The 18554-nt window shown below is 61.2% G+C and carries 15 protein-coding genes; 8 read left to right on the top strand and 7 right to left on the bottom strand.

Features of this window, described 5'->3' with window-relative positions; genetic code table 11:
* Positions 1-573: 573 nt before the first annotated feature.
* The 3 genes from ASD50_RS04890 to ASD50_RS04880 form a co-directional block, all read right to left on the bottom strand.
* Positions 574-1185, bottom strand: coding sequence for a glutathione S-transferase family protein (locus ASD50_RS04890; RefSeq protein ID WP_056236866.1), 612 nt, complete (start codon positions 1183-1185; stop codon positions 574-576).
* Positions 1186-1276: 91 nt separating this feature from the next.
* Positions 1277-2134, bottom strand: a complete 858-nt coding sequence (locus ASD50_RS04885) for an EAL domain-containing protein (protein WP_056236863.1) — start codon at positions 2132-2134, stop codon at positions 1277-1279.
* Entirely contained in the window at positions 2131-3030 is a 900-nt protein-coding gene (locus ASD50_RS04880; RefSeq protein ID WP_056237016.1) for an EAL domain-containing protein, read from the bottom strand. Before ASD50_RS04880 ends, ASD50_RS04885 begins: the two co-directional genes overlap by 4 nt.
* 189 nt (positions 3031-3219) lie before the next feature.
* Between ASD50_RS04880 and ASD50_RS04875 the strand changes: the two genes are divergently transcribed.
* Positions 3220-4422, top strand: coding sequence for a pyridoxal phosphate-dependent aminotransferase (locus ASD50_RS04875; protein WP_056236860.1), 1203 nt, complete (start codon positions 3220-3222; stop codon positions 4420-4422).
* A 60-nt stretch (positions 4423-4482) separates the two neighbouring features.
* On the opposite strand, the gene ASD50_RS04870 is transcribed toward ASD50_RS04875, so the two are convergent.
* Positions 4483-5946 (bottom strand): PLP-dependent aminotransferase family protein, encoded by a 1464-nt coding sequence (locus tag ASD50_RS04870; RefSeq protein ID WP_156464940.1) that lies wholly within the window; start codon positions 5944-5946, stop codon positions 4483-4485.
* An 85-nt stretch (positions 5947-6031) separates the two neighbouring features.
* On the opposite strand from ASD50_RS04870, the gene ASD50_RS04865 reads away from it, so the two are divergent.
* Positions 6032-6895, top strand: a complete 864-nt coding sequence (locus tag ASD50_RS04865; protein ID WP_056237014.1) for a DMT family transporter — start codon at positions 6032-6034, stop codon at positions 6893-6895.
* 24 nt (positions 6896-6919) lie between these two features.
* Here ASD50_RS04865 and ASD50_RS04860 read toward each other — a convergent pair whose 3' ends face one another.
* Complete coding sequence (locus ASD50_RS04860; protein ID WP_056236855.1) at positions 6920-7315, bottom strand: cupin domain-containing protein; 396 nt, start codon at positions 7313-7315, stop codon at positions 6920-6922.
* 223 nt (positions 7316-7538) lie between these two features.
* Here ASD50_RS04860 and ASD50_RS04855 point away from each other — a divergent pair, with 223 nt between their 5' ends.
* From ASD50_RS04855 to ASD50_RS04845, 3 genes are all read left to right on the top strand, one after another.
* A complete protein-coding gene (locus tag ASD50_RS04855; RefSeq protein ID WP_162251985.1) occupies positions 7539-8948 on the top strand; it encodes an HlyD family secretion protein in 1410 nt (469 codons plus the stop codon).
* A gap of 13 nt (positions 8949-8961) precedes the next feature.
* Positions 8962-10920, top strand: coding sequence for a glycosyltransferase (locus tag ASD50_RS04850; protein WP_056236851.1), 1959 nt, complete (start codon positions 8962-8964; stop codon positions 10918-10920).
* A 183-nt stretch (positions 10921-11103) separates the two neighbouring features.
* Positions 11104-13155, top strand: coding sequence for an elongation factor G (locus ASD50_RS04845; protein WP_056236848.1), 2052 nt, complete (start codon positions 11104-11106; stop codon positions 13153-13155).
* An 882-nt stretch (positions 13156-14037) separates the two neighbouring features.
* Here the strand turns inward: ASD50_RS04845 and ASD50_RS04840 are convergent.
* Together ASD50_RS04840 and trxB are read right to left on the bottom strand one after the other, a co-directional pair.
* The gene (locus ASD50_RS04840) at positions 14038-14934 is read right to left on the bottom strand and encodes a LysR family transcriptional regulator (RefSeq protein WP_056236846.1); all 897 of its coding nucleotides are present in this window, start codon (positions 14932-14934) and stop codon (positions 14038-14040) included.
* Positions 14935-14987: 53 nt separating this feature from the next.
* Entirely contained in the window at positions 14988-15962 is a 975-nt protein-coding gene (gene trxB, locus ASD50_RS04835; protein ID WP_056237012.1) for a thioredoxin-disulfide reductase, read from the bottom strand.
* 247 nt (positions 15963-16209) lie between these two features.
* On the opposite strand from trxB, the gene ASD50_RS04830 reads away from it, so the two are divergent.
* From ASD50_RS04830 to ASD50_RS04820, 3 genes are all read left to right on the top strand, one after another.
* A complete protein-coding gene (locus ASD50_RS04830) occupies positions 16210-16680 on the top strand; it encodes an Lrp/AsnC family transcriptional regulator (protein ID WP_056236844.1) in 471 nt (156 codons plus the stop codon).
* 78 nt (positions 16681-16758) lie between these two features.
* Positions 16759-17676, top strand: coding sequence for a class I SAM-dependent methyltransferase (locus tag ASD50_RS04825; RefSeq protein ID WP_082549493.1), 918 nt, complete (start codon positions 16759-16761; stop codon positions 17674-17676).
* A complete protein-coding gene (locus ASD50_RS04820; protein WP_056236839.1) occupies positions 17673-18536 on the top strand; it encodes an FkbM family methyltransferase in 864 nt (287 codons plus the stop codon). Before ASD50_RS04825 ends, ASD50_RS04820 begins: the two co-directional genes overlap by 4 nt.
* Positions 18537-18554 lie beyond the last annotated feature (18 nt).

Raw genomic sequence — 18554 nt, 5'->3', positions numbered from 1 at the left:
CGGGAGACGGACAGGGTGGGGATAAGTGAGAGGTGAAGTTTTTGCGGAAGTGAGTGGGATCAATTGGTTAGGCGGCGGTCAGCCTGTGTCTGATCCACGCTTGGCTAGCTCCGACCTGCCCCTCACCCTTACCCTCTCCCCGCAGGCGGGGAGAGGGAGGCGTCGGCGTTTACGCTCAAACACCCCTCATCCGACCTCGCTGCGCTCGGCCACCTTCTCCCACAAGGGGCGAAGGTAGGTCGGCGTCAGCGTTCCGGCCAACGTTCAGCATGGGTACCTAGCGATGAGGTCGATGCAAGCGTCCCCGTCGCCCCTTGTGGGGTGAGAAGTGGTGCGCGGAGCGCACGAAAAGCCCCTAAACGGGCTTTTCGAACGACAAACGCCCCGAGCCATAGTGAAGGGCTGGGCAACGGTCGAGGCGAAGCCGAAACAGATGAGGGGTAAGCGCAGCTGGTTCTGCGCCGTCGATGAGCTGCCGCAAAGTCACGGAATGGCAAGCGTGTTTAGACGAAGGCCGAAGAATTTGGCCCAAACCATCACCGGCAGAACGGTTCCAGCCAACCATGAAACGCTCTAGGGCAGCCACTCGATCGGCACATGGCCCGGATCGGCTTCCACCCTCTTCAGCCACGCAGCCACTGCCGGATAGGCATCGAGTTGGAAGCCTCCCTGCTCTGCCGAGTGCGTGTAGGCATAGAGCGCAATATCGGCAACGCTGAGCGCGCCTCCGGCAAAATAGGCATTGCCCGCCAGATGCCTGTTCATGACCCCGAGCGCCTTGTTGCCGCGCTCGAGCGTCTGCGCCAGCCGCTCCGGTGTCGCGTCCTTTGCGCGTTCGGGAAAAGTCAAAAGCGCCTTGCGCACGGCGATATATGGCTCATGGCTGTATTGCTCGAAAAACAGCCACTGATAGGCCATGGCCCTTTGGTAGCGGTCTTCCGGAAGAAACCGGGTCCCTTCCGAGAGGTAAAGCAAGATGGCATTCGATTCGGCAATTCGCCGGCCGTCGTCGAGTTCCAGCAGCGGCACCATCGCGTTTGGGTTCTTGGCCACGAATTCGGGCGCGCGGGTCTGGCCGGTATGCGAACTCACCTCGACATTGGTGAATGGCACACCGAGCTTTGCCATCAAAAGCCGCGGCTTGTAGCAGTTGCCGCTATCGATCATTCCATAAAGCACGGTCATTCAGTCAGTCTCCCCATGCCGAACTATTGCGCCTGCCAAAACCGCGCTTCCAGTGATTAATATTGGTGGAGCAATCGATTCCGTTGATCGGTCAGCCGATCAGCGGCGATGCTATGCCGGCGCTGCCGAGCAAGCGCGCCACATCAAGTGGCTCTTCGTTGAAAATGGTGCCGGCCAGCGCCGGGCGGCCGAGCAGAAAGCCTTGCAGCAAATCCGCGCCACCCTCGAGCGCAACCCGCAACTGGTTGGGTTGCTCAATGCCTTCGACCAGAATTTTTACGCCACGGTCGTGCAACAGGCCGACCAGCGACTTGAAAAGACGTTCGGCCGCCGGGTAGCGGCACAAAAGCGTAAACCACGGCCCATCGATCTTGACGATATCCGGCTCTATCAGCTTGAGGCGGTCCTCCGTCGAATGACCCGCTCCGAAATCGTCAACGGCAATGCGCAGGCCGTTGCGGCGCATTTCACGGGCGATCGCCACAAGAACCTTGTCATTTGGCGCAGCGTGTTCGGTGATCTCGCAGACAAGCATGCCGGGATGCAGTTCGACATCTTCGAGCCCGCCCATCATCAGCCGCAGTTCTGCAAGAACGCGCCCCGGATGATCGTTGACGCCGGGATGGAAATTGAAGAACAGGTCCAGGTCGCTGACGCCGATATGGCGGAAATTATGCAGGTGCAGCGTGCGGCACATCGTTTCCACGAACAGCCGATCCTTCGCTGCAATGCCTTCGAAGAAGATGGCGGGAGAAACGGGCCGGCCGGTCACATGAGGTTCTATAAGCGCCTCGACGGCCACCGGTTTCAACGCGCCGTCACGAGGCGCAAAGATCGGCTGGTAGGCGCTGCGAAGGCGGAAGTCGCCATAGACCCCGTATTCGATGCCGATTTCGTCAGCAAAGATTGCCCCGCTGACATCGCGGCGCCGGTCAGGCTTGCGTGTCATCTGAGGGGTCTGCGGCCAAACACCTTGGCCGCCCGTCCGGTTGCGCGCGCCGGCCGTGCCGCTTCGGCCTCCTCCGCCTGCTCAAGCGTCGCCTGCATCTCGCTGATGCCACCCATGTTGCGCAGCGAGGGCGAAGCGATCTCCGGACGCGCCAGCACGAAGCCCTGCACCATCGAGGCACCGGACTTTTCTGCAAGTTCGAGCTGCCAGTTCTCTTCGATGCCCTCGAACACGGTATGAATGCCCTGCTCCTCGAAGGACTTCACCATTGCCGTCAGCAAGGCGAAGCCCGCACCCGATTCCATCAACTGGCCGATCCATACCGCATCGAACTTAACGATGTCTGGCTTGAGTTCCTGGATGCGGGTTATGTCGGATTCGTCGGCGCCATAGTCGTCTACCGCAATGCGGAAGCCGCTGGCGCGCAGTGCCGCGACAAACTCGTAGAGCGCTTCCTGGGATATCGTCTTCTGCTCGGTCACTTCGCAGACCACACGGCGCGGATCGATCTTTGCCTCATGCAGCACCAGCCGCATGTCGCGCATGGCAGCATCGGAGACGCTCCTGTCCGTAAAGACGGAAGGGTCGAAATTGATGAACACCGACATTTCTTCCGGAAGGCAAATCCCGGCGTTCAAAAGATGCATGGTTCGCGTCAGCCCCTCGATATGCAGGCGGTCTACCGGCGGGCATCCTGAAAAAAACACCGCTGGCGTTTCCGGCTCTCCATTGCGGAATGGACGGATCAGCCCCTCGAAGGCAACGATTGAAAGCTTGCCCTCTTTGAACGTAAAAATCGGCTGAAAGGCACTCTTCAGCGTATAGACGCCCCACACGCCGGTTGCGGTGCCGTCTTCGTGACGAATGACATGGGCAAGCCCGATGCTCCGAGACAAATCGGCACTCCGCATAACCAGTTGCAAATCAGGCCATTCTATCGGCCCAATATTTTACCGCCCGTTAATGTAGCAGAGTTCGGAATTCAACGCTGGCCATTTCGTGAAGCTTGCACTTCGCCAGCCGATGCGACAATAGAAGCGCGCAGTCGAACGACTGGTTTCAGCCACACACTGGAGACATTTCCCATGGCCTTTCTCGCCGACGCCCTTTCCCGCGTAAAGCCTTCCGCGACCATCGCGGTGACGCAGAAAGCGCGCGAGCTGAAAAACGCCGGGCGCGATGTCATCGGCCTCGGCGCAGGCGAGCCGGACTTCGACACGCCGGACAACATCAAGAATGCCGCCATCGAAGCAATCCGCCGCGGCGAAACCAAGTATCCGCCGGTCTCCGGCATCGCGCCGCTGCGCGAGGCCATCGCCAAGAAGTTCAAGCGCGAGAACAATCTCGACTACACGCCCGCGCAGACCATCGTCGGCACCGGCGGCAAGCAGATCCTGTTCAACGCCTTCATGGCCACGCTCAACCCGGGCGACGAAGTCATCATCCCGCGCCCTTACTGGGTGAGCTACCCCGAAATGGTCGCCATTTGCGGCGGTACCTCGGTCTTTGCCGAAACGTCGATCGACAACGGCTTCAAGTTGACCCCTCAGGCGCTCGAAAAGGCGATTACGCCCAAGACCAAGTGGCTCTTGATGAACTCGCCCTCCAACCCTTCCGGCGCCGCCTACACCGAAGCCGAGCTTCGTGCGCTGGCCGACGTATTGCTGAAGCACCCGCAGGTCTGGGTTTTGACCGACGACATGTACGAGCACCTCACCTATGGCGACTTCGTCTTCAAGACCATCGCCGAGGTCGAGCCGAACCTCTACGAGCGCACGCTGACCATGAACGGCGTCTCGAAAGCCTATGCCATGACCGGCTGGCGCATCGGCTACGCTGCCGGTCCCCTCCAGCTCATCAAGGCGATGGACATGATCCAGGGCCAGCAGACCTCCGGCGCCTGCACCATAGCCCAGTGGGCGTCGGTCGAAGCGCTCAATGGCCCGCAGGACTTCGTCAAGAAGAACAAGGCGATCTTCCAGGGCAGGCGAGATCTCGTCGTGTCGATGCTAAACCAGGCGCGCGGTATCTCCTGCCCCTCGCCGGAAGGCGCGTTCTACGTCTATCCGTCCTGCGCCAGCCTGATCGGCAAGAAGGCTCCCAACGGCAAGGTCATCGAAAACGACGAAGCCTTCTGCACGGAGTTGCTTGAAGCAGAGGGCGTCGCGGTGGTGTTCGGCTCGGCCTTCGGCCTCGGTCCGAACTTCCGTATTTCCTACGCCACGTCGGAAAAACTGCTTGAGGAAGCCTGCACCCGCATCCAGCGGTTTACGGCTAGCTTGAGCTGATCGGCTCAACCTCTTGAAAAGACTCCAAGGCCCGGCGCACCGCCGGGCTTTGTGTTTTGGTCAGCGGGTATCCGGTCCCGGCTTGATGCTTTCTCCGTCACCCGTCTTTCGCGCTGATCGCATCGCTTCGTCCATCACCTGGAAAGTGCGGTCGCTCAGCGTTTGCGAAACATTGAAGCGCATGAAGTCGCTGGCGGATTGCGACAGGCTGAACGCATTGCCGGGCGCCAGCACCACACCCCTTTCAAGCGCCGCCCGCGCGACATCAGCAGCATCCAGGCCGTCCGGCAGGCGGCACCACAGGAACATGCCGGCCTGCGGCTCGATCCACGGCATGATGCCAATGGCCTTCAGCCGGATCGCGACATCAGACATTGCGCGGGCAAGACGATTGCGCAAACCTTCCATGTGCTTGCGGTAACCGCCATCGCTCAAGACCGAGAGAACCATTTCTGCGGCAAGCCTTCCGCCGCCAAACGATGTTGCGATCTTGAGGTCGATCAGGCTTTCAATCAAATCAGGCCGGGCAGCCACGAACCCGCAGCGCGCCGAGGCCGAAAGCGTCTTTGAAAAGCTGCCGATGTGAATGACGCGGTCGAGACCGTCGAACGCCGCCAGGCGTGGAGCCGGGCTGCGCTCGAAGTCGGCAAAAATATCGTCCTCGATGATCGTCAGCCCGAATTGGTCGGCGAGCTTCAGGACCCTGTGGGCAACAACAGGCGACAGGATTGCACCGGTCGGATTGTGGATCGCCGAATTGGTCAGGTAGAGCCGCGGCCTGTGTTCGGCCAGCACCGCGGCGAGGCGCTCTGTATCCGGACCGGAAGGCGTATAGGGCACGCTGACCATCTTGGCGCGATGGGCACGCAACAGGGCCTGGAAATTGAAGTAGCAAGGGTCGTCGACCAACACGGCATCGCCGGGTTCCAGAAGCATGCGGCAAAGCAGGTCCATTGCCTGCGTGCCGGACTCGGTCAGCATGATCTGGTCCGGCGGACATTCGATACCCCGTTCCGCCATTCTCCGGACGATGAGTTGGCGCAGAGGCGGCAGGCCCAAGGGGGAGCCGTAGTCGCCCAACACAGTTTCCTCGGCGCGCGAAAGCGAACGCAGCGCCTTCCTGATGCCGCTCTCCGGCAGCCACGGCGCGGGCAACCACCCGCAGCCCGGCTTCATGTTGCTGTCGCTGGTCTCCAGCGACTGGCGCGAAACCCAGAACGGGTCGACTTCCCGGTCGAGCTTCGGGCCGATCTCGGACAGCGACAGCGGCGCGGTCTGGTTGGCGACGTAGAAGCCGGAGCCGGGCCGGGAATGGATAGCGCCTTCCGCGACAAGCCTTTCATAGGCCTCCACCACGGTCGAGGCGGACACTTTCAGCGCCGCAGCCAGCCCCCGGATAGATGGCAGCTTGGCCCCTGACCCCAGGCTGCGCCCGGAAATCCGCCGGCGCACCGTTGCCATCACCATCTCGACCCGCGACCCTCGATGGGCGTTTCCATTCATCCGTATTGCCTCTTGTATCAGTACAGTTCAGCCTAATTGTACCGAACTGTCACTGGCTGCGCCAGCCATCGAAGCCCATAGAAAGCTGCAATCGATGGAGTGCGACATGGACCGGACGACCACCGGATGGATCAGCGGCTTTATTGGCGTGGTGATATTCAGCGGCTCTCTGCCTGCCACTCGCGTTGCCGTATTGCAGTTCGACCCGGTGTTCCTGACGGCGGCCCGGGCTGCGATCGCCGGCGCGCTTGCCTTGTGCCTGCTCGTTGCCTTCAAGCAGAAGCGCCCCACTCGCGCCGACATCGCCTCGCTTGTCGTGGTTTCGTTGGGTGTCGTCGTCGGATTTCCGCTGCTGTCGGCGTTTGCGCTTCAGCACGTCACGTCCGCGCATTCGATCGTGTTCATAGGGCTGCTGCCCCTGGCGACGGCCATATTCGGCGTCATCCGTGGCGGCGAACGGCCCAAGCCCGCCTTCTGGGCATTTTCGGTCCTTGGCAGCGCGCTTGTGGCGGGCTTTGCGCTCTCGCAAGGCCTCACCGCCTCGCCGATTGGCGACACGCTGATGCTCGCGGCGGTGATTGTGTGCGGATTGGGCTATGCCGAAGGCGCCAAGCTGTCTCGTGTCTTTAGCGGCTGGCAAGTCATCTCGTGGGCGTTGGTATTGTCGCTGCCCGTCATGGCAGCTTTGATGATCAGCCGGATGCCGCCGACATTCGCGGACATCAATCCACCTGCCTGGATCGGCCTTGTCTATGTCTCTCTGTTCAGCATGTTAATCGGATTTGTGTTCTGGTATCGCGGCCTCGCACAAGGCGGCATCGCAGCGGTCGGCCAGTTGCAACTCCTGCAGCCATTCTTCGGTTTGGCGCTGGCAGCAACCCTCCTGCACGAGCCGGTGACGCCAGGCATGCTTGCCGTCACCGTCGCGGTCATCCTGTGCGTGGCCGGCGCGCGCAAATTCGCCAACTAGCTTACGGACGGCGCTTCCCCGGCATCATCTACCGTACTGTTCATCGCTGACCGGCTCCAGCCAGTCGACGGCCCTGCCGTCCTTCGCTTCCTGCATGGCGATGTGCGTCATCGCCGTGAGCGGAGCGGCGCCGTGCCAGTGCTTTTCGCCGGGTTCGAACCAAACGGTGTCGCCGGCCCTGATCTCCTGAATAGGGCCGCCCCAGCTTTGCACGCGTCCCGCACCTGCCGTCACATGCAACGTCTGCCCGAGCGGATGGGTATGCCAGTGCGTGCGCGCGCCGGGCTCGAACCGCACGGAAATCGCCCGCAAATGGGCCGGGGCCTCCGTCTCGATGATCGGATCCTGCATCACCCGGCCTGTAAAGTACTGGTCGGAAGCAAGTCGTGTCGGCACGCTTCCACATGCTGTGATCTTCATTCTGAAACCTCGTTTCCCCATAAATTTCCGGCTGATTCAACGCATTATAAGGCTTGCTCGCAACCAGCGCTATTTTCACGATGCATTAGCCATCGCGTAAAAATTGCATAGAACTTTAGGGTCTCGAAACTCCACCCGGTAACAATGTCGGCAGATAAAGGCCGAAAGAAAGAACCTACACGTTCGGCTCAACAGGGAACCCGCGAGCGGCGGGATGGTCGAGATGACGTCCAAAACCGGGGCCCAGCCCAGGAAAGTCACCAATGCCCAGCCGATTCCGGACAAGGATGCCGAAGCCTCGCCCGCAGGCCGCTTCACCTACAACCAGACAACCCCGTCCTCCGAGGTGAAGGGTGCCGGAGCCTTGCAGACCATGCTTGCCAAGGAATTTGGCAACGAGGAGATCAAGGAAACCTCGGCTCCGCAGCCCGCGCCATCGCGCCTCAGTCAGCCACTTTCGCCGCTATGGTCGCGCATTCTCAAAACCGTCGCAGGCCTCGCCATCCTTTTGACGGTCGGATGGATGCCGATGCAGCGTCTATTCCAGGTCTCTAGCGTCGAAGCCGTCGTCAATGCCCAGATTGTAACCATCCGGGCCCCGATTGGCGGCGTCATCGCAGAAGGCCTTGAAGGGCTTCGCGTCGGAAGCACGATTCCGGCTGGCTGGGAATTGGCGACGGTAACCAACGCCCGCGCCGATCACACCGCCATCGAACACGCCGGCGAAGAATTGGGAGCCGCCCGCGAAGAACAGGATGCACTTGCCGCCCGTATTTCCCGTCTGGCCGAACTGCGCTCCGGCATCGGCAAGCGGGTCGAGGCATTCCGCATCGATCGCAAGAACCGTGTTGCTGCGCAAATTGCCGAGATAGATGCCCAATTGACCGCAGCCGAAGCGGTCCTGGCGCGCGCCGAAGCCGAATTCGAGCGGCAGTCCTCGCTGACAGCCAAGGGCGCGGCGGCAAAGGCTGCGCGGGAAACCGCCAAGCGCGACCTTGATGTCGCTGCCGCTGAACTGGATCAGGCCAAGGCGCGCAAAGCAGCCCTTGCGGTCGAAGCCGAAGCATTGGCGCAAAGCCGCTTCTTCGGCGACGGTTATGACGACGAACCTCGCTCCGCCCAGCGCCTCGACGATATTGCCGAGACGATGGCTTCTCTCGAAGCCGACAAGGCAAGGCAGGATGCGCGTGTAGCCAGGCTGGAAGAAGGGCTGACCCGGGAAAAATCGCTGTTTGATCTGGCAAGCGAAGCAAAGTTGACCGCGCCGACCGCTGGCCAGGTGTGGGAACTATTCACCGCTCCCGGTGAACAGGTCGTCGCCGGCCAGCCCCTGATCAGCGTGCTGGACTGTTCCAAGCTGCTTGTCACCGCAGCGGTCACCGAGGCTGTCTACAACACGCTTTCGGTCGGCATGCCGGCAAGCTTCACCTTCCGTGAAGGTTCGCGCGCCCTGCCGGGCAAAGTGGTCCAACTGAGCGGCGTTTCATCGGCCGCATCGAATTTCGCAATCCTGCCGTCGGCTCTGACGAAAGAGGCCTATCGCGCCTTGGTCGCGGTTGAAGGCATGCAGCACGAAGGCTCTTGCCCGGTTGGCCGCACAGGTCGCGTGGTTTTCGGCAAGACCTCTTCCTGAGAGCGACCCAGCCATGAACCCGATCCTGTCGGTTCTATCGGAAGGCGCAGTGCCCGGCCGTATCATCGCCGGCCTGCTGCTGGCCGTGATGCCTTGGATCAATCGCCATAGCCGCTTCCGAATTCTGCCGATCATCCTGGTTCTGGCCCTGACGGCCAAATATCTGTTCTGGCGCGTCACCGCTACCATCCCCTCCCTTGCCAATCCTGTCGACTTCGTCGTCGGATGGCTGTTCTTCCTGATCGAGGTTGGAGCGGTTACGGGCTCGATCATCTCCTATATAACGCTGACCCGCACCACCGAGCGCACGAGCGAAGTCGAGAAAAACACGCCGTGGCTGAATGCCCTGCCGCATATGCCGTTGGTCGATGTCTTCATCTGCACCTACAATGAGGAACGCGAAATCCTCGAGCGCACCATCGTCGGCGCAACGGGCATGACCTATGCCAACTTCCGCGTCTGGGTGCTGGATGACGGAAAGCGGCAATGGCTGGCTGAATTGGTGGACGAACTCGGCGCGAACTACCTGACCCGGCCGGACAACGCCCACGCCAAGGCCGGCAACATCAACCACGCACTGCGCCACGTTGCGGGCCTGGATGAGCCGCCGGATTTCATCTCCATTCTCGATGCCGACTTCGTACCGACGCCGATGTTCCTTTCGCGTGCACTAACGCTGTTCAAGGAACCGGATGTCGGCATCGTGCAGACGCCGCAGCACTTCATCAACCCGGACCCGATCCAGGCCAACCTCCAGGCTTCGGACGCATGGCCGGACGAACAGCGCTATTTCTTCGACGTGCTCATGCCGGCCAAGGATGCGTGGGGCACGGCATTTTGCTGCGGCACGTCGTCGGTCATCCGCATGAAAGCACTGCAGCGCGCCGGCGGCTTTCCGACCGAATCGGTGACGGAAGACTACCTCCTCACCTTGCGGCTCAAGCGCAACGGCTTCCGCACCGTCTATCTCAACGAGCGCCTGTCGCTCGGCTTGGCGCCCGAGGGCCTGCAGGAATACATTACGCAGCGCTCGCGCTGGTGTCTCGGCTTCATCCAGATCATCCGCGGCAAGGATGGACCGTTCAATTTCGGCAACGGCCTTCAGTTCATCGACCGCGTCAGCCTTGTCGAGAGCATGCTCTACTGGAGCATGGCCTATCCGTTTCGCGTGGCCGGCATCCTCGTCCCGATCTTCTATCTCCTGCTCGGCATCAACGCCGTCAATGTCGGCACGGCAGACGGCATCGCCAACTTCCTGCCCTACTACCTCTCGCAGATTGCGGTGATGGCGTGGCTCTCCGGACAGCGCGTGCTGCCGGTGATGACCGACATCTCGCAGCTTCTTGCCGCGCGCGAAATCCTGACCGCCGTCGCCATCGGGCTGTTCAAGCCAAAGGGCCAGAAGTTCAAGGTGACGGCCAAGGGCGGCGACCGTTCGAAGACGGTCATCCAGTGGCGCATGATGAGCCTGTTCAGCTTCCTGCTCGGCCTGACCGTTCTAGGCGTGCTGCTCTCCTTCGGCGGCAGAGACCCGCTGCAGGATTCCAGCATGGTTGCGCTCTACTGGTCCTGGTACAACATCGTCATCCTGGTTTCCGCGATTGCCGTTTGTGTCGAAAAGCCTCGCATGCGCCGCCACGAACGCCTCCAAGGCAAGGAAACCGTTATCGTGTCCTTCGACAACGAGCACCACATCTTCGTCACTGCGGATGTTTCGGTGGGCGGTATGCGCCTGCTGGGCAATGTGCACGCGCCGCTCGGAACGCGCGTGTCCGTTCAACTCGGTCACGCCCACTTCGATGGCACGATCGTCAGGCGATCCGAATCGGACTTCGCCGTCTCGCTCGATGAAAACGTGTCCAACCGCACCGCCATGGTGCGCAAGGTTTATTCCGGTGAATACAAGGGCCAGATCAGCAACGTCAAACCTGGCGCCGTAGCCCGCAAGGTCATCGGACGCTTGATGAAATAGCGCGCCGCACCGGGCGCGGCACTCTCAAACCTCTAACTGCCCTCAATTTCTATTTCCCTTGCCCTGCCCGCCAAGCCGTGGGACGATGCTTCCAGGCAGGCAGTTTCCTCACAATGCTGCCGCCGCGCGACGGTCGTCAGGCCGGCCGCCGCTCCTGAAAAAACGCCTGAGCGGAGGTCAGTCATGGGTAATCGCGCCGGAGGACGACGCACGGGACCGAAATGCATCGCCATAGTCGGTCCCTTCTCAAGCGGTAAGACGACACTTCTCGAAGCCATACTTGCCCGCACCGGCGCAATCCCGCGCCAGAACCCGGTCTCATCCGGCAACACCGTTTCCGATCATTCCGCAGAAGCGCGCGCCCATGCGATGAGCGTGGAGGCGACAGTCGCCACCACCGAATTCATGGGCGACACCATGACGTTCATCGACTGCCCCGGTTCGATCGAATTCGCCTTCGAAGCCGAGCCTGTGCTCGCTGCCTGCGACGTCGCGGTAGTCGTGGCGGAGGCCGACGAAAAGAAGATCCCTGCGCTGCAGCTCATCATGCGCCGCCTGGACGAATTGCGCGTGCCGCGCATCCTGTTCCTCAACAAGATCGACAAGTCGATCGCAGGCGTTCGCGAAACGCTGAAGATGCTTCAGCCGGCCAGCACCTTGCCGCTGCTGTTGCGGCAGATTCCCTTGCGCAAGGACGGCGCCGTCATCGGCTCCATCGATCTCGCGCTGGAGCGCGCCTACATCTACCGCGAATATGCCAAAAGCGAAGTCGCGGAAATTCCCGGCGACGACAAGGCGCGCGAGATCGAGGCCCGTTTCTCGATGCTGGAAACGCTGGCCGATCATGACGACCATCTGATGGAACAATTGCTCGAAGAGATCGAGCCGCCGAAAGATGCCATCTTCGACGACCTCGCCGCCGATCTTCGTGACGGCGCCGTCACGCCGGTACTGATCGGCACGGCTGAGAAAGGCAACGGCGTGCTGCGCCTGTTGAAAGCGATCCGCCACGACGCGCCCGACATCGAGGCGACCCGCAGGCGGCTTGGCGCGCCGGAAGGCAACGCCACCGTCGTGCAGGTCATGAAGACCATTCATACCGCGCACGGCGGCAAGCTTTCCGTCTCGCGCATCCTGTCCGGCCAGATCGCCGACGGCAGCGAGCTTTATCTTTCCAACGGCGAGGTCAACAAGGTGTCCGGCATCTACCGCATGCTGGGCAAGGACCAGTCGAAGCTTCCGTCCGCGGCCATCGGCGACACGGTTGCGCTCGGCAAGCTGGACGATGTGCGTACCGGCCAGACCTTGACCTCCGCCAAGGGCGGCATTGCCTCCCTCGTGGAGCTATCGCCGCCTCAGTCCGTCTATGCGTTTGCGCTGCGCCCGAAGGAACGCAAGGACGATGTGAAAATGTCGGCAGCCATCCAGCGGCTGGCCGAGGAAGACCCCTCGCTCAACCTCCATCACAATCAGGATTCGGCGGAAACCATCCTGTCCGGTCACGGCGAGATGCACTTGCGCGTTGTCCGCGAGCGCCTGGAGGGCAAGAACCAGATCCCGGTCGAGGGTCATGCGCCTGCGGTGCCTTACCGCGAAACCATCCGCAAGCCGGTCGAGCAGCGCGGGCGTCACAAGAAGCAATCCGGCGGCCACGGCCAGTTCGGTGATGTGGTGTTGCAGATCAAGCCGCTGGCCCGCGGCAGCGGCTTCCAGTTCACCGACACGATCACCGGCGGCGTCGTGCCAAAGACCTATATCCAATCGGTGGAGACCGGCATCCGCGACTATCTCAAGTCAGGCCCACTGGGCTTTCCGGTGGTCGATGTCGCCGTCAATCTCTCCGACGGCTCCTATCACGCCGTCGATTCCTCGGACATGGCTTTCCAGATGGCCGCAAAGCTCGCCATGAAGGAAGGCATGGCCGCCTGCTCGCCGGTGCTGCTCGAACCGGTCATGAAAGTGGTCATCCTCACCCCATCCGATGCCACGGCAAAGATCATCGCATTGATCCCGCAACGGCGCGGCCAGATCCTGGGCTACGATGCGCGTGAAGGCTGGCCGGGCTGGGATGTGGTCGAGGCAACGATGCCACAGGCGGAAATCGGCGATCTCATCATCGAACTGCGCTCGGCGACGGCAGGCGTCGCCACATATAGCGCCAGCTTCAGCCACATGTCCGAACTGACCGGCCGGCTGGCGGACGACGCGATGAACGCGAACGGCAAGGCCGCGTGAGGTCCAGAACCACAAACGGCGTCCGGTTCAACCGGGCGCCGTTTGTTGCGGACCGTTTCCGGGGAGGTAACGGCAGGTCCGCCGCATATTGGCAAACTGCAGGAAAACCCACGCTGGCTTTCCACTGGATTCAGGGTCGCGGCAACTCCGCGAAACGGCACCCTGGCCGGCATCCACCGGCGGGAAAAAGCTGGACGCGGCGGCTACCTGAGCCCGCGATACGAACGATGCCCCCATCGCTCGAACCACCGCGCCGCGTCCTGCCTACTCCTTAGTCAAGAACGAAAGCGGGCGTCATGTTACAGGGGTTACATGACTGTTACGCGCCGCCTACACGTCTTCTGTCGTGCCGATGGCAAGCGTGGAATGCCTAGAGCGGCAGGTGACGAAACAGTTCCACGGGGTCCCAACTGCCGTGACGACGACCAAAGCGCCGTCCCGCAAGAACTGCACTGAACTCAAGATTGGCTTGGATGTTTGCCGCCGCCACACCGCACGTCCGGACGCGGCTGGATGCAGGCAACAAAAAAGCCGGATCCAAGAAGATCCGGCTGAGTTGATTGGAAGTGCCCGCTAGGGCTAAACCTCCAGAGGGGAACACTCGTGAGCGCTAATGGGAGGAGAACGCGCTCAGGAGATGCACAATATATGGGACCCTCCTGCCTCAGAAACAAGCATCTATTTTGCAACGCACACATGCAAAAAGACACAGGCTGTGGTCCAAGACCAATTTAGCGGCAATAAGGCCAGAAACCGGGCCTATTTGAAAGAAAATCGCCGTTTTTCAGCGCATGGACGCTCTTCTTCGGAACGGTGTGCGGGCTTCAGCGGAATTATTGCACAGCACTGCCCGATACTCAGGCAACTCGTGGGCTCTGCCGCTCAGTACGACCAGTTGCGCGCCTTGGCGAACATGAAGTCGCGAAACGCCTTCAGCTTGGCCTGGTTCTTCATCGCCTCGGGATAGACGAAGAAGGTGTCGAAGGACGGCCCTTCCAGTTCCTCAAGCACCGGCACAAGGCCGGAATCCTTGCCTGCCATATAGTCGGGCAGCATGGCGATGCCGACGCCGCGCTTCACCGCGCGCCGGATCGACATCAAATCGTTGATCTGAAGCGCCGTCGGGCGCTTGTCGCCATCAGGACGCCCGACGGTTTCAAGCGCATTGAGGCCGGCCAGATAGGGCGGCACCGGTTCTCCGAAGGTCACGATGCGATGGTGGTCGAGATCGGCAGCCGACTTCGGCACGCCGTGCTTGTCGAGATAGGCCTGCGAGGCAAACACATGCAGGTGCACGGTAAACAGCCGGCGCTGGATCAGGTCCGGCTGTTGCGGCTGGCGTAGCCTGACAGCGCAATCGGCCTGCCGCATGGTGAGGTCGAGTTCCTCGTTGGTCAGCACAAGCTGCAAATTGATCTCAGGGAACAGGTCGAGAAATTCCTTCGCCCGCTCGGTCAGCCAGCCTGTGCCGAGGCCCACCGTGGTCGTCACCCGCAATATCCCGGTAGGAAGGTCCTTGGTTTCCGACAGCCGCGACTTGATCGTTTCCAGCTTCATCAACACGTCGTGCGCAGTGCGGAAAAGCATTTCGCCTTGTTCGGTCAGCACAAGGCCGCGCGCATGCCGGTTGAACAGCGGCACGCCGACGTCATGTTCGAGCGCACTCACTTGCCGGGAGATCGCCGATTGCGAAAGATGCAGCGTTTCCGCAGCATGGGTGAAGGAACCAGCCTCCGCCGCTGCGTGAAACACGCGTAATTTATCCCAATCTAACGCCATGATTCCCCTCGTTCTGTGCGGCGTTTGATGAAGAAATCGGGCTTCTTTGCGGCTTATTCCGCCGCTTCCCGGTGTACCTCTATCCCGGCCAGATACTTTTCCACCTCAAGCGCCGCCATGCAGCCCATGCCTGCCGCCGTCACCGCCTGGCGGTAGATGTCATCGGTCACGTCTCCGGCTGCGAAAACGCCAGGCACGTCCGTGCGCGTCGAATCCGGCGCCGTCCACAGATACCCGTTCGACTTCTGCTTGAGCTTGCCGGCGAAAAGCTCGACCGAAGGCGCGTGTCCGATCGCCACGAACACGCCATCCACCTTGAGTTGGCTCTCCTGCCCGGTCACGACGTTCTTGAGCTTCAAACCTTCAACGGAAGGCGGCAGCGGCGTTTTGCCCGGGCGTCCGGTGATTTCGTCAACCACCGTATCCCAGACCACCTTGACGTTTTCCTTCGCCATCAGGCGTTCACGCAGGATGCGCTCTGCACGGAACTCGCTGCGCCGATGGATGACGGTTACGCTCTTGGCGAGGTTTGCAAGATAGAGCGCCTCCTCGACCGCTGAATTGCCGCCGCCGACAACCGCCACATCCTTGCCGCGATAGAAGAAGCCGTCGCAGGTGGCACAGGCCGAAACCCCGAAACCCATGAAGGTCTGTTCGCTCGGAATGCCGAGCCATTTTGCCTGTGCGCCTGTGGCAATGATCAGCGCATCGGCTGTGTAGGTCGTGCCGGAATCGCCCTTGGCGACGAACGGACGTTTATCAATGTCCACCTCGACGATGATGTCGTTGATGACCTCTGTGCCCACATGCTCGGCTTGCTTGAGCATCTCGCTCATCAGCCATGGCCCCTGGATCGGTTCGGCAAAGCCCGGATAGTTCTCGACATCGGTGGTAATCATCAACTGCCCGCCCTGTTGCAGTCCGGCCACCAGGACCGGCTTCAGCATGGCGCGTGCGGCATAGATCGCGGCGGTATAGCCGGCCGGGCCTGAGCCGATGATGAGAACAGGGGCGTGCTTGACGGTCATGGAGCGGCCTTCGCAACGGCGGGCTGTCATGCGGCCCGCATCTGGCTGAAATCTTGAATGCGCAATGTAAGTGTTGGCCGCCGAGCCAGCAAGGAGGCGCGGAAAGTGTCCCCGGAAACGTTGTCGCCCCAAATGGCCTCTGGAAGCGTTGGAAACCCACGAAATTCCGCATGAAAACGCTGGCGTGCGGCAAAAAGTCGTTTAATTACCGATGAACGACAGATTCTTGCGCAGCGGACTTTCCCAAATGCCGATCAAGGCTGACCTCGACGCCATCGACTGGAAGATACTGCGCGAACTGCAAAATGACGGCCGCATGACCAATGTCGAGTTGTCGCAAAGGGTCGGCATCTCAGCCCCTCCCTGCCTGCGGCGCGTCCGCCGACTGGAGGAAAAAGGCATCATCCGCGGGTTCCGTGCCCTGCTCGACGCGCCTTCGCTTGGCATGGAAGTGGTCGCATTCTGCCTGATAGGTCTGCACCATCAGGCCGATGCGGAATTGAAAGCCTTTGCCGAGCGCACGCGCGCCTGGCCGATCGTGCGCGAGGCCTGGATGGTATCGGGCGAATCCGACTTCCTGCTGCATTGCGTAACCAGCGACATCGGCACATTCCAGACCTTCGTCATCGAGGAACTGACCTCCACGCCGAACGTCGGCACCGTGCGCACCGCACTGACCATCCGCAAGATCAAGGACGAGGTCCCGGTGGAGATTTAGCCGGAGCTGCCCCTATAGCTATTCGACTTGGGGTGAAGTATCACCCGCCGGATTATTTACGAGCCACTCCGACAGCCCATGAATATCTTCTCGATAGCCAGATATATGCTGCCGATGACCCGTTATCCCTATTCGGGCGGCGTGGTACCCTGCCCCGTCTGCGGGGAGCGTTCGTTTGCGCCGGTCGCCGGCATCGATCGCCGGTTGAAACGATTGCCCACGGTCATGTGCAACCGCTGCGGCCTTTTCTACACCAACCCCATGCCGACAGAGTCGGAACTCGGCACCTACTACGAAAAATACTACCGCTTCGACTATCAGCTTGCATCAACCAAACCGAAGCAGAAACATATCCTCAAGCGGCAGCGCGAGGCACTGGGCCGGGTCCAGCAATTGCAAGGCCTTTTGCCTGACGGCGCCCGCACCCTCGACTTCGGCGCGGGTTCCGGCGAATTCATCACCATGATGCTTGAAAAGGGATACGACGCACACGGCTTCGAACCCGGCGAAACCTACGCGACGCACGCGATCGAACAACTGGGCGCTCGCATGCGGCAGATCGGTTGGCAGGAAGCCGATTTCGGGCCGGAGTTCGACCTCGTCACCAGCTTTCACGTCTTCGAGCATCTGAGCACGCCATTGCCGGCGCTCCAGCGCATCGCGCGATGGCTGAAACCCGGTGGAAAAGTCTATCTCGAAGTCCCTGATACGGCCGAATGGTTCGCTCGCAAAGGCTTCGGCAGCCTGCATTTCGCCCATGTCCTCGGCTTCAACCAGGGCAACCTCACGCTCGCGGCGGCCAAGGTCGGCTTGCGTCCACTCAAAGTGGTTTCGCCGACTGGCATCATCTTCGAGCAAGGCGCGGTCGAGGATCAAGACGCTCATGCCGCATCAGGCTTGGCTACTTCTCGGCAACTGACAGCCATAGGACCGGCCAGCCGCTACCTGACGCACCAGTTGAGCAAGTTCGGACTGTCGGGCGGAGCCAAGGCTTGAGCCCCGCCCCGACCAACTCGGCACGGCTTCTGTCCGAGACCGAACAGGCCGTAATTGACCCCGACGAAGCGTTGCCATTCGGGCACTTCGCACCGGACGGATGGCAGGCCGCGTTGATCGCGATTGCAAAGACCACGCCGCTGCATCGCGGCGCTTTCCGCCGGCGAGTGACGAAGCTCATCACCGGCTCCCCGGCTCGAACGGTCGACGTGTGGTTCCGCGGCTGCGCCTACCGCCTGCGTGACCCCGGCAATCTGATCGAGAACGGCCTCCTGCTCCATCCCCGCTACAATGCGGCAGACATCGATTTCCTGCTGGAAGGTGTCGGCCCGAACGGCACTTTTGTCGACATTGGTGCGAATATCGGCCTCTACACCTTGCCATTGGCAAGGAAGGTCGGCGAGAACGGCAAGGTCGTCGCCATCGACGCCAATCCATTGATGGCGAGAAGGCTCCAATGGAACGCAGCCGCGTCCGGACTCGGCAATGTCTCGATCTTTCGCTGCGCCGTCAGCGATCACGAAGGCAGCGGTTCGCTCAGCATCCACAAGGGCGACGTAGCAATCGTATCGCTCGAGGACGACATCGAAGGGTCTATCCCCATCCGTACCCTGCCCTCGATCCTGGCTGAATCACGCGTCCATCATATCGACGGGCTCAAGATCGACATCGAAGGCCATGAAGATCGTGTCCTCGCCCCATTCATCGAGACTTGCGACCCGGCATTGCTTCCCGGCCGCATCGTGATTGAGCACTTGCCCGGCAACGTCGATTATCCCGCTTGCGCTGCCGCCTTCGCCAAGCGAGGCTACAGGCTGATAGGCCGTTCCCGGAACAATTCATTTTATCAGCGCGGCTGAACCGGTCAGGTAAGCCGG

The sequence above is a fragment of the Mesorhizobium sp. Root552 genome, assembly GCF_001427285.1.
Lineage (GTDB): Bacteria > Pseudomonadota > Alphaproteobacteria > Rhizobiales > Rhizobiaceae > Mesorhizobium.
The sequence above is the reverse complement of the archived record's forward strand: the minus strand, read 5'-3'. Positions and strand labels throughout refer to the sequence as shown.